We start from the raw sequence: 16,419 nt of genomic DNA, 5'->3' as shown, positions 1-16,419 counted from the left end.
ATTTATGATTAAAATATTTTAATTAAATTTATAATCAACTTAAAACTAAATAATTATGAAAAATTTATTCTTTGCAGTTTATACTGCTTTTCTATTCATTGCCTGTGATAAAGTGAAAATGGATGTAAAAACAGAAAAATCTGAAGAGTGGAAACCCGTAGATTCTGCAACCGCTACAAAAGCCTGGATGGAATATGCAACTCCGGGAGAAATGCAGAAAATGTTGGCAAAAGCTGACGGCGCGTGGGTAGGCGAAAATACGATGTGGATGGAAAATGGAGGAAAACCTATGATGAGTACATCTGAAACAACTAACAAAATGATCATGGACGGTCGCTATCAGGTAAGTGAACATAAAGGAGATTTTATGAGAATGCCTTTTGAGGGAATGAGTATTGTTGGCTACGACAATTCCAAGAAAAAATTTGTAAGTACATGGGTCGACAATATGGGAACGGGAATAATGAACGGAGAAGGTGATTGGAATTCATCCACAAAATCTATTGAATTTAAAGGAAAAATGACCGATCCTTCAAGACCGGGAAAAGACTGTAATTTCAGAGAAGTTTTCACTTTTATTGATGACAATACCCAGAAAATGGAAATGTACGGTCCCGATTCTAAAACCGGAAAAGAATTCAAAACTATGGAAATTAAATATACCCGTAAAAAATAATTTATCGGGAAAATACTGCTACGAAATAGTGATTTTACGTACTGATTTATTGACAGTTATAATGAAATTTGGTATAAATAAAAGGTAACGCCGAAAACCTAAAATGTAGGCAATAAACTAATTTATACCATCATGAAAACATTATTAAGAGCCTTTATCGTAATCATCATTATTATTGGCGGAGTTTTAATTATTGTAGTAGGGAAAAAACCTTTCCCGGAACCGGATTGCCTTGCTTGCGGAATCAACTTAGTGAGAATTTTGGGAATTGCAGAAGTTGTCCTAGGATTGGGAGCTTTAGCTATTCAGAAAAACCTCATAGAGAAACAGAGAAATATTTGAAAAAAAAGACCGATAATTTTTTCTATCGGTCTTTTTTTATATTAATCGTTTAGTTTTAAAACAGCCATAAATGCCGATTGCGGTACTTCCACTCTACCAATCTGCTTCATTTTCTTCTTACCTTCTTTCTGTTTCTCAAGAAGCTTTCTCTTTCTGGAAATATCTCCTCCGTAACATTTTGCGGTAACGTCTTTTCTTAATGCTTTAATCGTTTCTCTTGCGATAACTTTCGCTCCTAATGCTGCCTGAACCGCAATATCAAACTGCTGCCTAGGAATCAGTTCTCGAAGTTTCTCACACATCTTTTTACCGATGTAAAAAGCATTTGAATCGTGAATTAATGAAGATAATGCATCTACCATGTCTCCGTTAATCAAAATATCCATCTTAACCAATTTAGAAGAACGCATTCCGATCGGTGAATAATCGAAAGATGCATATCCTTTAGAAATAGATTTCAGACGGTCGTAAAAGTCAAAAACGACCTCAGCCAACGGCATATTAAAAGTTAATTCTACTCTATCTGCAGTTAAGTAAGACTGATTGACGATTTCACCTCTTTTCTCGATACAAAGCGTCATTACAGCACCCACAAAATCAGATTTTGTAATGATAGAAGCTTTAATATATGGCTCTTCAACTCGATCTAAAAGATTGGGATCAATCATTTCAGATGGGTTGTTGATTAAAATTGTAGTTTCAGGATCTTTTTTAGAATATCCGTGATATGAAACGTTGGGAACCGTGGTAATTACGTTCATATTAAACTCTCTTTCAAGACGTTCCTGAACGATTTCCATGTGAAGCATTCCTAAGAATCCGCAACGGAAACCGAAACCAAGTGCCGCTGAACTTTCAGGTTCGAAAACTAAAGAAGCATCATTCAGTCTTAATTTTTCCAATGAAAATCTCAACTCTTCAAAATCCTCAGATTCAATAGGATAAATACCCGCAAAAACCATTGGTTTTACTTCTTCAAATCCATCAATTGCAGCTGCTGCAGGATTTACAAATGAAGTAATTGTATCACCTACTTTTACTTCTCGTGCATCTTTAATTCCGGAAATAAGATACCCTACGTCACCACATTCAATTGTTTTTTTCGGAACCTGCTTTAGTTTCAAAGTTCCTACCTCATCTGCACCATATTCTTTTCCTGTAGCGAAGAATTTGATTTTTTCGTTTTTAGAAATACTTCCATTAACAATTTTGAAATAAGCTTCAATTCCTCTGAACGGATTGTAAACTGAGTCAAAAATCAATGCCTGAAGTGGTGCATTAGGATCACCAACCGGAGCAGGAACCCTTTTCACGATCTGCTCAAGCAAATCATGAACACCTTCTCCCGTTTTTCCTGAAACTCTTAAAACATCTTCATATTTACAGCCAATCAATCCCATGATTTCGTCGGTAACTTCTTCAGGATTAGCAGATGGAAGATCTATTTTATTAAGAATCGGAATAATTTCCAAGTCATTTTCTAACGCCAAATATAAATTACTAATTGTCTGTGCCTGAATACTTTGTGCAGCATCTACAATCAGAAGCGCCCCTTCGCAGGCAGCAATGGAACGGGAAACTTCGTAAGAGAAATCTACGTGTCCCGGTGTATCAATTAGGTTTAGAATATATTTTTCTCCATTAAGTTCATAATCCATCTGGATGGCGTGAGATTTAATTGTAATTCCACGTTCTTTCTCCAAATCCATATCATCGAGCGTCTGAGATTGTAATTCTCTTTGGGTCACCGTGTTGGTATACTCCAAAAGACGATCCGCCAAAGTACTTTTACCGTGGTCGATATGAGCGATTATGCAAAAATTTCGTATGTTTTTCATTTAAGAACTATGTAATTTGCAAAGATAAGAAAATGCGAGAGAATTCCTCATTCTTAATTTTACAGAGCAAAAAATTAATTTTAAATTGTGATTTTGGTATTAATTTACGTTCATTAATTTCCGAAATTCACAAAATGTGGGATATCGGCTCCAAAGCCATTCAGTGGCAAAACATTATTTCGGTTGCTGTTGAAATCAAAAATTGAATTATTATCAAACGGAACACGCGGATAATACATAAAAGAAACCTGAATTCTGTTGAAAACCAAGTACGGATTATTAATTAAAACACCGATTCCTATTTTCGTATTGGTCGTTGTTTTCAATAATTTTTCATCAGGCATGCTTAACCATCCTGCTGCTGCCGTTATGTATGGACTGAAATGAAAATTCTTCCAGGTTTTATTAATAAAAAGCTGAAGCTGATATCTTAAAACCAATTTTTTAGTTCCTATATAATCTCCGTTATAAACAGGAAATTCGTCTCCTGAAGTAAGATTAATCCTGTCTCTGTAAGAATAATTATGCTGCGGATTTCCCAATGCTAATGTCGGAGAAAAGAAATGTCTTGCTTTGGCAAATTTCCAATCCATTAAATTGGTAAAATATGTTCCGTCAAAACGAAATGACTCACGATCTTGTCTGTCTTCATTAAAAAACCTCCCGAACTGAGCTTTTACATTAAAATATCCAATATTAGTAAAATCGCCATACGAAGCAGAAATTCCAGCATAAGGGATCATTTTATTGCTTCGTGACAAAAAACCACCGGTAAGAGTCGCAGAATTACCGTAGGAAATATCTTCTGGCAGATCATATTGAAAAATATTTTTCTGAACAGAAAATTTTCTTTGTACAAATCCTGCAGACATCAGAAAACTGCTGTATGAACTGAAATATTGATACTGATCGATTATTGGGCTGTCTTTATACTGATAATTCTGAAATCTTCCTATCAATGCGATATTACTGGATATTTTCTCGTCCGGATTTGATGAAACAGGAATTTGATAACCACCCCACAAATCCTGGCTGTATACTTTGATTTGAACTTCAGGAAAAGTCGTCGTATTTTCTATGGGAAGCGTAACGTTTCGCATAAAATATTCAAAAGAAAAACCACCCGCCCATTTCGTTAATGGTGAGAAAAAATCTCTCCTCACATTGAAATTGATTCTTTCATTCTTAAAAAAATCCCGTTCTCCCAAAACCTGAGCATTGATATAAGTACCAAAAAGATTATACGCCGTATAACTTCCTAAAAGATAATCCTGTTTTTCTTTAGAATCGTTTCTGTATAATAGATTCAATTCGTGTCCCAATCCGAGCATATTTTCTTCGGTAACCCCCAATCCGATCTTACTTCCCGAATAACTGACTCTTGGTTTTAGACTCCAAGAATCAAGAACTTTTACGATAACATCAATAGAATCTTTGGTCGAAGTACTGTCGGAAATACTGATGTTGACTCTGTTAATGAAAGGCATTGTTCGGAGCAAACGTTCAGATTCGTAGATTTTCTGGGCATTATATTCTTCTCCTTTTTCGAAAAGTAAATAATTATTAACGGTAGAAATTCTCGTATTAGAATGAAGATGATTTGTAAACCAATCGTACCATCTGGATTTTTCTTTTTTATCTTTGGAACCATATCCGAACGGGTCAATGGTTTCTATTTTAATGTTTCTGATGTATTTTCCATCGTAAGTCTCCTGTGGCAGTTTTTCAGTAGTAGATTTAACGGAAGCCGAATCTGCTTCTCTACGAAATATAAAACGATGAATAAACTTGGTAACTTTTCTTTTATCCGAAAATTTTTCAATTATATAATACAGCGAATCTTTTTTCTCCTGTGCGTTAAAAAAAGAAAAACTGCTTAAAAAGAAAACTAAAATGAGAATCGTTTTATTCATCAATAATTAAATTCAATAATGTTGTGGGATTATCAATTTATGAGCCAAGAAATACAAACTTAGTCATTATTCCGGTGAAAATACTATCAGTTATATAGGCAAGAAATCATTATATCCTTCCTCCTGAATAAGAGTTCAAATTATTTTGATAAATACCTTTTGTTTTTTCAAAAATATTTATCTTTTCAATTCAAAATCTGCAAAAGCTCAATCTTATTTTTTAAAATGAAAAAAGTTCTTTTACTTCTTTTAATCATTCCATTCATTCAACTGAAATCGCAATGGATTGAAAAAGCACCCGAAAATCCGGAAGAATTTGTAAATCCGCTCATCGGATCTCTTTCAAAACCTGATTTATCCAATGGAAATACCTATCCCGCCGTTGCCGTTCCTCACGGAATGAATTTATGGACGCCGCAAACCGGGAAAAACGGAAACGGATGGCAGTACACTTACGATGCCGATAAAATCCGTGGAATTAAACAAACTCATCAACCTTCACCCTGGATGAATGATTACGGTATGTTTTCTATTATGCCAATCACTGGAAAAATGCGATTTGATTAAGAAGAAAGATCGAGCTGGCTTTCTCATAAATCAGAGGTTTCGAAACCTTATTATTACAGTGTTTATTTGGCAGATCATAACGTTACAGCAGAAGTTACGCCGACAGAAAGAGCCGCACAATTGCGCCTGACGTATCCCGATTCTGAAAATTCCTGGTTTGTTGTGGATGCTTTTGATAAAGGTTCGAGTATTACGATTATTCCGTCTCAAAATAAAATTGTGGGCTATTCAACAAGATACTCAAGAGGGAAATTGGTTGGTTTTAAAAATTATTTTGTGATTTATGCAGATAAACCTTTCACGAAATACTCAACCTGGAAAGATAAAGATTTTGTAAAAGATGCGTTGGAAATTACTGGAGATCATTGCGGAGCCGTGGTTGGTTTTTCGACTAAAAAAGGTGAAAAAGTAAACTTAAAAGTTGCTTCTTCATTTATCAGTTTAGAACAGGCAGAATTAAATTTACAAAGAGAACTTAATAACGATTCATTTGATAATACCTTAAAAAAAGCAAAACTGGCATGGAATGAGAAACTGAAAAAAGTTGAAGTTGCAGGCGGAACAATCGATCAAATGAGAACTTTTTATTCTTGTCTTTACAGAATGCTTTGCTTTCCGCATAAAATGTATGAAATCAATAAAGCGGGAGAAGTTGTTCATTACAGTCCATATTCCGGGAAAACTGAGGCAGGTTATCGTTTTGCAGGAACCGGTTTTTGGGACACATTCCGTGCGCTCTACCCTTTCCTTAATTTGGTTTATCCAAGCATTAATGTTGAGATGCAGAAAGGGCTAATTAATGATTATAAAGAAGGCGGCTGGCTTCCGGAATGGTCAAGTCCGTCTTATTCAGATATCATGATTGGAAATAATTCGGCATCGGTGGTTGCAGATGCTTATATGAAAGGTTTGCGAGGTTATGATATTGAAACTTTGTATCAGGCTTTACTTCACGGTGCCAATAATGAAGGTCCGCAAGCGACAGGAAGACTGGGAATTGAGTATTATAAAACATTAGGCTATGTTCCTTATGATGTAAAAATCAATGAAAATGCAGCAAGAACTTTGGAGTATGCCTATGATGATTTTGCCATTGCACAACTCGGAAAAGCCTTAGGCAAACCCGAATATGAGTGGGGAGAATATTACAGACGTTCCCAAAATTTTCAGAAAGTAATTGATCCTGAGACAAAATTGGCTCGCGGAAGAAATCAGGATGGAAGTTTTCAGGCTCCTTTTAATCCGTTTAAATGGGGCGATGCTTTTACAGAAGGAAATTCTTGGCATTATACATGGTCAGTTTTTCAGGATATTAACGGACTGGCAAAACTGATGGGTGGAAAAAAAGAATTTTCAAAAAAATTAGATCAGATTTTTGAAATTCCTCCGATTTATGATGATTCTTATTATGGTTCAACGATTCATGAAATTCAGGAAATGGTGAATGCGAATATGGGACAATATGCCCATGGAAATCAGCCGGCACAGCATATTATTTATTTGTATAATTACTCCGGAGAGCCCTGGAAAACGCAATATTGGGTTCGTGAAACGATGAACAGACTGTATCAGCCAACTCCCGATGGATATTGCGGTGACGAAGATAACGGACAAACCTCAGCGTGGTATATTTTCTCAGCACTTGGCTTTTATCCTGTAACTCCGGCGACAGATCAGTATGTTTTGGGTGCTCCATTGTTTAAAAACGCTAAAATTCATTTAGAAAACGGAAAAACTGTTGAAATTAGAGCTAAAAATAACAGCGATGAAAACTGTTATGTGAATTCTTTAAAATTTAATGGTAAAAAATATTCTAAAAACTGGCTGAGCCACTCAGAATTGATGAAGGGAGCAACTTTGAAATTTGATATGATTTCTCAACCGAACAAAGAAAAAGGAACCGACGAAAAAGATTTCCCCTACTCGTATTCTACGGATAAAAAGTAATGAAAAAGACAGCCAACTCAGCTGTCTTTTTTTATCTCTACTTAGATTTTCCGAAATTTTCAGGCAAAATATAATGTCCTGTAAAAGGATCAAGCGAAACATCTGTTCCCGCCATCCCTCTTCTCTTTTTGGCAACACTGGCGTCAATTGCTGCAACAGCTACATTTCCTACTACACTTGCTACTAAACCTACTACTCCACCTCCAATGAAAAAATAATTAGAAGAATTTTCCGGGAATAGCTCTTCTTTTTTAACTTCAATAAAAAGTCCCATTTCATCTCTGAAAATCTCTACATAGCCCACGGGAATTACTTTATAAGCTACACCATTATACACAAAAGCATAGAAATTTCTGATGGGTACTTTTTCTTCACCCTTTACTGCTTTAGTCACAATTTCTTTATTATTAGTCTGGATTACAAAGTCAGGCTCGGGATTGTGCGTAAAAAAACTATAGTAATCTTTGTAAACACCGTCCTTCAATTCACCTGTTTTTAAAATATCAAGCTTATCTTTTAATATTGTGGTATAATTTGGAAGTTCGCTTTCTGAAATATTATAGTCCCATGCTCTTTTATTGTAAGAATTTTTGATTAAATCCGTCAGTACAATTGTCACCTTTTTTGCCAAACTTTGAGCGAGATACGGTGTTTTTATAGATGAGACCTCAGCCACCGTATCTTTTCTGTAAACAAAATGATATCCATCCGATTTTTTAATAAAAGTACTGGCTCTCACTTCAAGTTTTCCAATGGTATATTTTTCTTTTTTTTCTTCAGTAATATTTAAACTTTCCAACAACAAAACAAAATCATTGTTTCCTCTTACCTTATTATCTTTATAAAACCATTCCTGAATATCTGTAACTGCATCTTTTTCAAATACAATATTCACCTGATCTTTATGAAATATGACACTTCCAATTGCCTTATCCGGTCTTTGATCAATGACGGTAAAATTTCGGATTGAGTTTTTACTGTCTTTTATTGATTTTGACAAGTCAATAATTTCAGTCTTCTGAGCAATCAAGAATACCGAAAATAATAAAAAGAAAAATGTTTTTTTCATTGAAAAATGGATTTACTTCAAAAATAGGAATTCCTTTAAAATTAAACGACTCTCACAAAAAAATTTCGTGAGAGTCGTCCAACATTAAAAAAATAAACTATTATGGGTCTTGCTTAGGCTTTGAAGCATTGTTATTGTTTCCGTGAGGTTTTCTTTCATTCATTTTATCTCTCATCATCCCCTCAGACTGAAACAGCTTCAGAACTTTCTGGCAAGGTATTACCTGCTGCATCTTATCAGCATATTTTTTTCGGTTATCCAATAGCTTCTGCCCTACTTCAAAACTCTGTTGAAGTTTAGCCTTGGCTTCATCATCAGATAACGTTTCCGGATTAAAATTAGAATTAAACTGACCTTTTATCTGCTTCTGGCTATCCAGATATTCATTATAAATCTCTGTAAATTCAGTTTTATCGCCTGGATCTATGTTTAGATTTTCCATCACCATATTGTTCCTGAACTTGGTAAGAAGCGTTTTTCTTTCTTCCGGGGAAAGATTATTTATCACCTCTTTTCTTTGTTTAGGGTCCATTTTCTTCCAGTCATAGTCTGTCTTTTGGGCATTCAAGCCAAAACCGTAAATGATAAAAAGTGTAAATACTATCTTTTTCATCTTTCTTTTTAATTATATACATCCAAATAAACATCCTGAGTAGAATTACTTGCCAATTCTGAAATCTCAGAGGTTGAGAAGCTATCCAGGTACTCGTTCATTTGTCCTTCTTTTTGTGTAGAAACAGTTTCTACTGTCTTATTATTTTCATTATCATTAACTCTTTCTGCACGATCATTATTTGCTGCAACAGCTTTTTTATTTTCCTGATTTCTAACTGTTTGATTGTTATTCTCAACAGAAGTTAAATCTGATTCCAAAGTCTCATAAGCCATCTGGCTTTCTGTTTTAGGCTTCTGCTCGTTTACTGCATATTTTTGTTCAGCAGTGCTATCATTAGTATTGTTGAAAACAAAAGTCGCTCCAAAAATTAAAGCCAATGATGCCGCAGCCGCATATGCCCAATTTAATTTAAAAATCGGAGCTTTCTTCACAGGCATTACGCTATTTATTACGTTTTCCTGAACAGTTTCAAAGAAATTCTCAGGAACTGCGTAAATATTCTTACGTTCTAATTTTTCCAGATCAAAATCATTCATTCCGCTCAAAACCTTTCCCTGAATATTCTCAAATAAATTTTCGGGGACTTTGTAGATGTTTTTGCGTTCTAATTTTTCCAGATCGAAGTCTTTCATGTCGTTGTTTCTCAAAAATTATTTTTGGTAATTTTCTTTAATATAATCTTCTATTTTCTGCTTGGCATAATGATAATTTGTTTTCAAAGTCCCTACCGACATATCCACAATTTTTGATATCTCTTCATAAGGCAAATCATCATAATACCGCATCATAAATACCAGTTTCTGCTTTTCGGGCAGGCTTTGTATAGCGCTCTGTAATAGGATCTGTATTTCTTCGGCATCTCCCGATGTATTATCAGCTACCAGATTCTGCATATAATATTCCGGATCCTCATCAGTCTTCTGCATTTTCTTCAATTTGTTTATCTGCTGCAATGCCTCATTGGTAGCGATTCTGTACAGCCAGGTATACAACTGACTATCATTTTTAAACTGATGAAAATTCTGATAAGCTTTAATAAAAGTATCCTGCAAGGTATCCTGAGCAAGATCTCCGTCCACAATAATTCTTCTAATGTGCCAATACAACCTACTTTGATAAGCATCCATCAAAGCGCGAACTCCCTGTTCCAGAGTTCGTGGATTTTGCATCAACGAAATAATTTCCGCGTCCTTAATCTTCATAAGATGCTTTCATTGTTTTGGATTACAAAAATAGTTGAAAGTTAAATTACTTCTTCAATTTTTAGTCCAAATGTTTTTTACAGTTAAAATTAATTGATTAAATATATAAATTACTTTATAAAACTGAAATAACAAACTTCAATTTAAGATATGATACTCTCCTTTTCTCAGGAATCACCACAAAGCCTTATCTTTGTTGTATGCAAATTGTAATTATTGGTTCCGGAAATGTGGCCTATCACTTGTCAAAAGCTTTTGTTCAGAATAATATTCCGCTAGCACAGATTTTTGGCAGAAATGAAAAAGAACTTCATAAAATTTCTGAAGAATTAAACATTCCTTTTTCAACTAACAATTTAGTTGAATCGGATTTGTACATTATTTGTGTAAGCGACAATTCTGTAGAAAACGTTTCAAAGATCATCACTAAAAAGGATTGTTTGGTTGCCCACACTTCCGGTTCTCTTCCGAAGGAAATTTTACAGGGGGATTACAGAAAAGCAAGTTTTTATCCTTTGCAGACTTTTTCAAAATCAAAAGAATTAGATTATTCAAAAATTCCGTTTTTTATTGAAACAGAAAATGAAGGAGATAAGAAAACGTTATTTGAAATCGCTTCTAAAGTTTCTCAGAATGTAATTGAAAGTTCTCATGAGAAAAGAAAATATATTCATTTAACCGCAGTTTTTGCGTGTAATTTTGTAAATCATCTTTTTTCTAGAGCAAAAGAAATTTCGGATTCACAGGAAATTCCGTTTGATTATTTTTTACCATTAATCTATGAAACCGTTCAGAAAATCCATGAAATTGAACCAAAATCTGCACAAACCGGTCCGGCTGTACGAAACGACAAAAGAATTCTGGAATTACACGAGCAATTATTGAAAGATGAAAGTCTTGAGATTTATAAAACAATGAATCATTCAATTCAAAAAATGTATGAGCTATAAAGAGAAATTAAAAGATATTAAAGCATTTGTATTCGATGTAGACGGAGTTTTTACAGATGGAAGCGTGTATTTGATGCCTGGTGGAAATATGTCCAGAGTAATGAACGTTCTTGATGGTTACGCCGTCGTTAAAGCTTTAAAAAACAATTATTTAATCGGAGTTATAACGGGTGGAAATGATGAAATGGTAAAACACAGAATCAATTATCTCGGGATCGAAGATTATTATGCAAAGTCTCACAATAAAATGGCAGATTTTGAAGATTTTAAAGCAAAGTACAATCTCAAAAATGAAGAAATTTTAACCATGGGCGATGATTTACCGGATATTCATATCCTAAAAAACTCTGCAATTGCTGCCTGTCCCGAAAATGCAGTTCCTGAAGTGAAAAATGTCGCAACTTATATTTCACCTATAAAAGGCGGAAGTGGGGCAGTACGTGATGTGATAGAGCAGGTAATGAAGGTTCAGGGAAAATGGCATGAGGACAATACACAATCTATTTAATTAACTGACAATGAAATTATTATTAGCCTCACAATCTCCCAGAAGAAAAGAACTATTATCCAGTTTAGGTTTTGAATTTGAAGTTGTAAAAATCGATTGTGAAGAAATTATTCCCGAACATATCAAAGTGCAAGAGTCTGCTGCTTATCTTTCTGAATTAAAAGCAAATGCATTCCGAAAACTGGAAGAAGGAGAGGTTCTACTAACTGCTGATACTGTTGTAGCGATTGACAATCAGTTTCTCGGAAAACCAATTAATGAAAATGATGCCAGACAAATGCTGAAACTTCTTTCAGGAAAAATACATCAGGTTTATACGGGAATTACCATTAAAACATCAACAAAAACAATTACGGAAACGGATGTTGCAGATGTAGAATTGGATGAATTAACAGATGACGAAATAAAATATTATATCGAAAATTACAGACCTTTCGACAAAGCAGGAAGTTACGGCATCCAGGAATGGCTCGGAATGGCAAAAATTAAATACATGAAAGGAAGCTTTTATACCATTATGGGGCTTCCTACTCATTTGGTTTACAAAATTTTGAAAGAAATATAACCAATTTCCATATAAAATTTTATTATTTTTACAAAATCATCAAACCTACTGATAATAAAAAGTAGATTAGCGAGTTTATATTAAATAATGAAAAAGAATATTTTATTCCTTTTAATCCTAAGTATTGTTGTTGTTTCTTGTATTACAAAAACCAAGAGACCTGAGCAGCGATCTAAGTTTATGAAAGGATTTTCCACATATTACAATACTCTTTTCAATGCAAAGGATGCGTTGAATTTTGAGTTTGAAACAAGAGATAAAGCTCACAAGGACAATTTTTATGCGCCTTATATTCCCATTCTGACCTATGAAGATCAGCCTTTGGGAAGTGATCTCGGGCAATCTTCTGCTTTTGCTGAAAATTCTATGAAAATGGCGGAAGTCAACAGACCGAATCAAAGCAATAATGGAAGAGGAGGTCCTCCGGGAATGCCGCCCGGAATGCCTGGAAATACCACAACGAATGGTGCCGGAACAAAATCGGGAGATCCCAATCAGCCTGAGCAGAAAGGAGCAACCAATCTGGAAATTTCGGAAGCAAAAGCGTTAAAAGCGATTAATAAATATTCTGTAATCAAACATGGACAAGAACAGAATAAAACGATTTTCGATGCCTATATGATCCTTGCACAGTCAAGAATTTACAGAGGAAAATCCTTAGAAGCACTTGATGCTTTAAACTACGTCTTCACTCACATGAAAGATGATAAAAGAATTGCTTTGGCGAGAATTTATGAAGGTTTAGCATATGATCAGATTAAAAATTATCATAAAGCTCATGAAACTTTTGCAAAATTAAAAGGTGAAAAACTTAGTAAAGACCAGGCTAAGTTATTGAGCATCTATTATTCTGAATCTCTTTTGGATGCAGGAAAAAAAGAAGAAGCTGTAAAGGAATTGGATTTAGCTTATGAACTTAATTCAAACAGAAAACTAAAAAGTAGAATTGCATTTTTAAGAGGACAGGTTTTAACTAATTTAGCTCAGAATGACAAAGCAAGAGAAAGCTTTTTAGCAGCTTATAAATATGCTAACGATTTTGAATTTGAAGTAAAATCTCAGATTGAAATCGCAAAAACTTTCAACGGAAAAGGAGATTACAGCGGAGCCAGAAAATATCTTGAAGACATCAGTAAAAAAGGAACTTACGGTTCCAGAAAGAATGAATTTTATTATGCTTTGGGATTAATGGCAAACAAAGCCGGAAAAACTGATGAAGCGCAGGAATACTTCAGAAAATCATTGAAGGAAAAAGTTTCTGACGGGCAGGTTCGTGGTTTAACGTATTACGAAATCGGGAAAGGATATTTAGACAAAAATGATTACATCGGGGCGGGAGTGTATTATGATTCTGCGTTGGCTGTAATGACTTATGAGCCGTCTAAAGTTCTGCTGGCTGACCAATCTGTTTACATCAAAAAAATCTCTAAAAACTATTATTTAATCAAGAAAAACGACAGTATTCTCTCTTTAGCCAAGATGAGTAAAGAGCAGAAAACCGATTTTTTCTCGAAATATATTGCTAAATTAAAAGTCAAAGAAGAGAAAGAAGAATTGGAAAGAAGACGTGCAGAAAGATCAAAAGGTTTTGACACGGGAGATTATAATTCGACTTCAATTTTTGCCAACAGTTCCAATTCATTTGAGGATTTTGGAGTTGCAACAAGAGGTTTTTACTTCTCTAATACAGGAACGGTAAGCAAAGGAACTTCAACCTTTAAGCAAACTTGGGGAGAGAGGGCATTGGTCGATAACTGGCGTTTCTCCAAGAAAATGGCTACGATCGAAGATATGAAAAATGATGCCTTAGGAACAACTTCAGCACCGAATCCGAGACGTTTTGAACCGGATTTTTATATCGAACAGATTCCTACCGATCTTACAAAATTAGGACAGTTAAAAAAAGACAGAGACACCGCTTCTTTAGGTTTAGGAGTGATGTATCAGAACTATTTTACGAATACCCCTTTGGCAACAAAAACATTGTATGATCTTGTGGATGTTAAACCTGAAGAGAAAGTAATGCTGCAAGCTCTATATGAGATTTTTGCCATGAATTATGAGAAAAATCCGCAAGCTTCTGAAAGAGCAAAACAAATTTTATTAAAAGATTATCCTTACACTTCGTACGCAGAATTTGCAAGAAATCCGAAGAATAACAACTTCGTAAAATCTTCTGAAGATGTGGAAGGAGAATACAAACGAGCCTTTGCTCTCTATGAATCGGAGAAATTCGGGGAAAGTAAAGATATTATTGATCAGACAATTCAGAAATATCCAAAAGATGCCTTAATTCCGAAATTGTATTTATTAAATGCATTTAATTCAGGGAAATCGAGTGGGAAAGAGGTAATGATTCTTCAATTGGAACAAATTGTTTTAAATTATGCTAAAACTCCTGAAGGCGAGAAAGCCAAAGAAATGCTGAACTATCTTAAGAGTGACATCACATTCCAAGCGACAGATAATAAAGGAAATGCAATGCCTCAGAATCAAGCTAATATGGGGAATAGCAATCCGCCACAACAGCCTGGACAACAATCCAATGGAGTAGGAGTTCCTCAGAGACCTGCAAATACGATGATGAATAACGGACAGACCGGACAACCACCTACAGGTTTGAGAAAGCGGCAGCGAGCTCCAACACAACAGGAAATAGAAAATACAAATTTGACTCCTGCCAAACCACAATAAAAAAAAAGCGAAGAAATTATTCTTCGCTTTTTTTTTATTCACACAATTCTATGAATTCTTTTTCTTCACTCCATGGAAATCTTTAAGATAAAATGGTTCAAAATAAGCAATATCTTCAAACTCTTTATTGCTAATTTTCTCAAGACTCTTCTTGATTAAATATTGTGCAGAAGGGTAGACTGTATCATTAAAATCAGCGTTCGGAAGTTTAAAAATATCCTTTGCTTTCTTTGCACCATCGCCTACAAACAGTATTTTTTTATCTCTAAATTCTTCAAAAGAAGTCTCGTCTAATATTTTAGCTTCTGTTGCAGAGATTTCATTTCCCGTCTCACCGCCATAAACAGCCGTATAAACTTCCATTCTTCTTGCGTCGATCAAAGGGATAATAAAGTCATAGTTTTGGTTTAAAAAAGACTCTATCATTGTTTCCAAAGAATTTACGGCAACCAATGGAACTTTCAATCCATAACAAAAACCTTTTGCGGAAGAGGCACCAATTCTCAAACCCGTGTAAGAACCGGGTCCTTTTCCCAAAGAAACAGCTTCGATATCTTTCATCGAAAGCCCAGCTCCTTCCAAAGCCCATTCTACAAATGTGTGAAGACTTTCAGATTGTTTATAGTTTTCAGAAACTTCTTCTGTTAAGCACAACAGCTTTTCATTATCTGAAATAGCTACCGAACAGTTTTTTGAAGAGGTTTCGAGATATAAGATTTTCATTTTTTTGTTTTAAAAATTCCTTTGAATTTGATGCAAATTTAATGCATTATTTTGAGACTATTTTCTGTAAATCGTTCTTGGTTCTGCCTGAGCCGTCGGATATATTGTCATATCAGAAACACAAACATGCTTAGGAGCATTAACACAATAAGCGATGGAATCTGCAATATCTTCGGCTTTTAAAGGCTCATATCCGGCATACACTGTCGCTGCTCTTTCATCATCACCTTTGAACCTTACTTTAGAGAAATCCGTTTCTACTGCACCAGGTTGAATATTGGTAATCCGAATTCCAAATTCTGTTAATTCTATCCTCATTCCTTCGGAAATGACATCAACCGCTTTTTTCGTAGCACAATACACCACACCATTGGCATAAGTTTGTCTCGCAGCAACCGAACTGATATTTACGATATGTCCGGAATTTCTTTCTTTCATACCTGGAATAATCATTTTAGAAACATATAAAAGTCCTTTCACATTTCCGTCGATCATCGAATCCCAATCTTCGGTTTTACCTGAAGAAAGAGGATCTAAACCATGAGCATTTCCTGCATTGTTAATCAAAACATCAATATCCCTCCATTCCTCCGGAAGAGAATTAATGGCAGTTTCAACTTCTTCTAAATTTCGGACATCAAATTTTAAACTAAAAACTTCGGTTAATTCGGAAAGCTGAGTTTTTAAAGATTCTAACACATCGGATCTTCTTCCGCAAATAATAATTCTGTTTCCCTGTTTTGCAAAAAGTTCTGCAGTAGATTTTCCTATTCCGGAAGTAGCTCCGGTCACTAATATTGTTTTCATTT

General features: G+C 34.8%; 14 protein-coding genes and 1 pseudogene. 7 read left to right on the top strand and 8 right to left on the bottom strand.

From position 1 onward, the window contains the following. The first annotated feature begins 55 nt into the window (after positions 1–55). Together ASG22_RS14255 and ASG22_RS14250 are read left to right on the top strand one after the other, a co-directional pair. Positions 56–676, top strand: a complete 621-nt coding sequence (locus tag ASG22_RS14255; RefSeq protein ID WP_055985881.1) for a DUF1579 domain-containing protein — start codon at positions 56–58, stop codon at positions 674–676. Between the two features lie 132 nt (positions 677–808). Beyond that, positions 809–1,018, top strand: coding sequence for a hypothetical protein (locus ASG22_RS14250; RefSeq protein WP_055985879.1), 210 nt, complete (start codon positions 809–811; stop codon positions 1,016–1,018). 41 nt (positions 1,019–1,059) lie between these two features. On the opposite strand, the gene lepA is transcribed toward ASG22_RS14250, so the two are convergent. Next, complete coding sequence (gene lepA, locus ASG22_RS14245) at positions 1,060–2,856, bottom strand: translation elongation factor 4 (protein ID WP_055985876.1); 1,797 nt, start codon at positions 2,854–2,856, stop codon at positions 1,060–1,062. Positions 2,857–2,969: 113 nt separating this feature from the next. Next, the gene (locus tag ASG22_RS14240) at positions 2,970–4,769 is read right to left on the bottom strand and encodes a hypothetical protein (RefSeq protein ID WP_055985873.1); all 1,800 of its coding nucleotides are present in this window, start codon (positions 4,767–4,769) and stop codon (positions 2,970–2,972) included. Between the two features lie 225 nt (positions 4,770–4,994). Between ASG22_RS14240 and ASG22_RS14235 the strand changes: the two are divergent. Continuing rightward, a pseudogene (locus tag ASG22_RS14235) lies at positions 4,995–7,283 on the top strand (GH92 family glycosyl hydrolase). Between the two features lie 37 nt (positions 7,284–7,320). Here the strand turns inward: ASG22_RS14235 and ASG22_RS14230 are convergent. The 4 genes from ASG22_RS14230 to ASG22_RS14215 form a co-directional block, all read right to left on the bottom strand. After that, a complete protein-coding gene (locus ASG22_RS14230; protein WP_055985870.1) occupies positions 7,321–8,352 on the bottom strand; it encodes a hypothetical protein in 1,032 nt (343 codons plus the stop codon). Between the two features lie 100 nt (positions 8,353–8,452). Then, a complete protein-coding gene (locus ASG22_RS14225) occupies positions 8,453–8,965 on the bottom strand; it encodes a hypothetical protein (RefSeq protein ID WP_055985867.1) in 513 nt (170 codons plus the stop codon). Positions 8,966–8,973: 8 nt separating this feature from the next. Continuing rightward, complete coding sequence (locus tag ASG22_RS14220; RefSeq protein ID WP_238586924.1) at positions 8,974–9,615, bottom strand: hypothetical protein; 642 nt, start codon at positions 9,613–9,615, stop codon at positions 8,974–8,976. Positions 9,616–9,618: 3 nt separating this feature from the next. Continuing rightward, complete coding sequence (locus ASG22_RS14215) at positions 9,619–10,170, bottom strand: RNA polymerase sigma factor (protein WP_055985864.1); 552 nt, start codon at positions 10,168–10,170, stop codon at positions 9,619–9,621. Between the two features lie 200 nt (positions 10,171–10,370). Here ASG22_RS14215 and ASG22_RS14210 point away from each other — a divergent pair, with 200 nt between their 5' ends. The 4 genes from ASG22_RS14210 (at position 10,371) to ASG22_RS14195 (ending at position 14,887) form a co-directional block, all read left to right on the top strand. After that, on the top strand, positions 10,371–11,120 hold the full coding sequence (locus tag ASG22_RS14210) for a Rossmann-like and DUF2520 domain-containing protein (protein WP_055985861.1): 750 nt from the start codon (positions 10,371–10,373) through the stop codon (positions 11,118–11,120). Next, positions 11,110–11,628, top strand: a complete 519-nt coding sequence (locus ASG22_RS14205; RefSeq protein WP_055985859.1) for a KdsC family phosphatase — start codon at positions 11,110–11,112, stop codon at positions 11,626–11,628. Before ASG22_RS14210 ends, ASG22_RS14205 begins: the two co-directional genes overlap by 11 nt. 10 nt (positions 11,629–11,638) lie before the next feature. Beyond that, positions 11,639–12,193, top strand: coding sequence for a Maf family protein (locus tag ASG22_RS14200; RefSeq protein WP_055985856.1), 555 nt, complete (start codon positions 11,639–11,641; stop codon positions 12,191–12,193). 87 nt (positions 12,194–12,280) lie between these two features. Beyond that, positions 12,281–14,887 (top strand): tetratricopeptide repeat protein, encoded by a 2,607-nt coding sequence (locus tag ASG22_RS14195; RefSeq protein WP_238586923.1) that lies wholly within the window; start codon positions 12,281–12,283, stop codon positions 14,885–14,887. A gap of 48 nt (positions 14,888–14,935) precedes the next feature. On the opposite strand, the gene tsaB is transcribed toward ASG22_RS14195, so the two are convergent. Both tsaB and ASG22_RS14185 read right to left on the bottom strand, forming a co-directional pair. Then, complete coding sequence (gene tsaB / locus ASG22_RS14190; protein ID WP_055985853.1) at positions 14,936–15,610, bottom strand: tRNA (adenosine(37)-N6)-threonylcarbamoyltransferase complex dimerization subunit type 1 TsaB; 675 nt, start codon at positions 15,608–15,610, stop codon at positions 14,936–14,938. 57 nt (positions 15,611–15,667) lie between these two features. After that, positions 15,668–16,417 carry an SDR family NAD(P)-dependent oxidoreductase gene (locus tag ASG22_RS14185; protein WP_055985850.1) on the bottom strand — a complete coding sequence of 250 codons (750 nt, stop codon included), beginning with the start codon at positions 16,415–16,417 and terminating at the stop codon, positions 15,668–15,670. Positions 16,418–16,419: the final 2 nt, after the last annotated feature.

Source organism: Chryseobacterium sp. Leaf405 (assembly GCF_001425355.1).
Classification (GTDB): Bacteria; Bacteroidota; Bacteroidia; order Flavobacteriales; family Weeksellaceae; genus Chryseobacterium.
Note: the sequence above shows the minus strand (reverse complement) of the source record. Positions and strands in the feature narration are given on the sequence as shown.

Excerpts from the sequence above, each read along its gene's own strand:
- ASG22_RS14230 (WP_055985870.1), bottom strand. The coding sequence starts at position 8,352 with ATGAAAAAAACATTTTTCTTTTTATTATTTTCGGTATTCTTGATTGCT.
- ASG22_RS14195 (WP_238586923.1), top strand. The coding sequence starts at position 12,281 with ATGAAAAAGAATATTTTATTCCTTTTAATCCTAAGTATTGTTGTTGTT.
- lepA (WP_055985876.1), bottom strand. The coding sequence starts at position 2,856 with ATGAAAAACATACGAAATTTTTGCATAATCGCTCATATCGACCACGGT.
- ASG22_RS14185 (WP_055985850.1), bottom strand. The coding sequence starts at position 16,417 with ATGAAAACAATATTAGTGACCGGAGCTACTTCCGGAATAGGAAAATCT.
- ASG22_RS14250 (WP_055985879.1), top strand. The coding sequence starts at position 809 with ATGAAAACATTATTAAGAGCCTTTATCGTAATCATCATTATTATTGGC.
- ASG22_RS14255 (WP_055985881.1), top strand. The coding sequence starts at position 56 with ATGAAAAATTTATTCTTTGCAGTTTATACTGCTTTTCTATTCATTGCC.
- ASG22_RS14200 (WP_055985856.1), top strand. The coding sequence starts at position 11,639 with ATGAAATTATTATTAGCCTCACAATCTCCCAGAAGAAAAGAACTATTA.
- ASG22_RS14215 (WP_055985864.1), bottom strand. The coding sequence starts at position 10,170 with ATGAAGATTAAGGACGCGGAAATTATTTCGTTGATGCAAAATCCACGA.
- tsaB (WP_055985853.1), bottom strand. The coding sequence starts at position 15,610 with ATGAAAATCTTATATCTCGAAACCTCTTCAAAAAACTGTTCGGTAGCT.
- ASG22_RS14205 (WP_055985859.1), top strand. The coding sequence starts at position 11,110 with ATGAGCTATAAAGAGAAATTAAAAGATATTAAAGCATTTGTATTCGAT.
- ASG22_RS14210 (WP_055985861.1), top strand. The coding sequence starts at position 10,371 with ATGCAAATTGTAATTATTGGTTCCGGAAATGTGGCCTATCACTTGTCA.
- ASG22_RS14240 (WP_055985873.1), bottom strand. The coding sequence starts at position 4,769 with ATGAATAAAACGATTCTCATTTTAGTTTTCTTTTTAAGCAGTTTTTCT.
- ASG22_RS14225 (WP_055985867.1), bottom strand. The coding sequence starts at position 8,965 with ATGAAAAAGATAGTATTTACACTTTTTATCATTTACGGTTTTGGCTTG.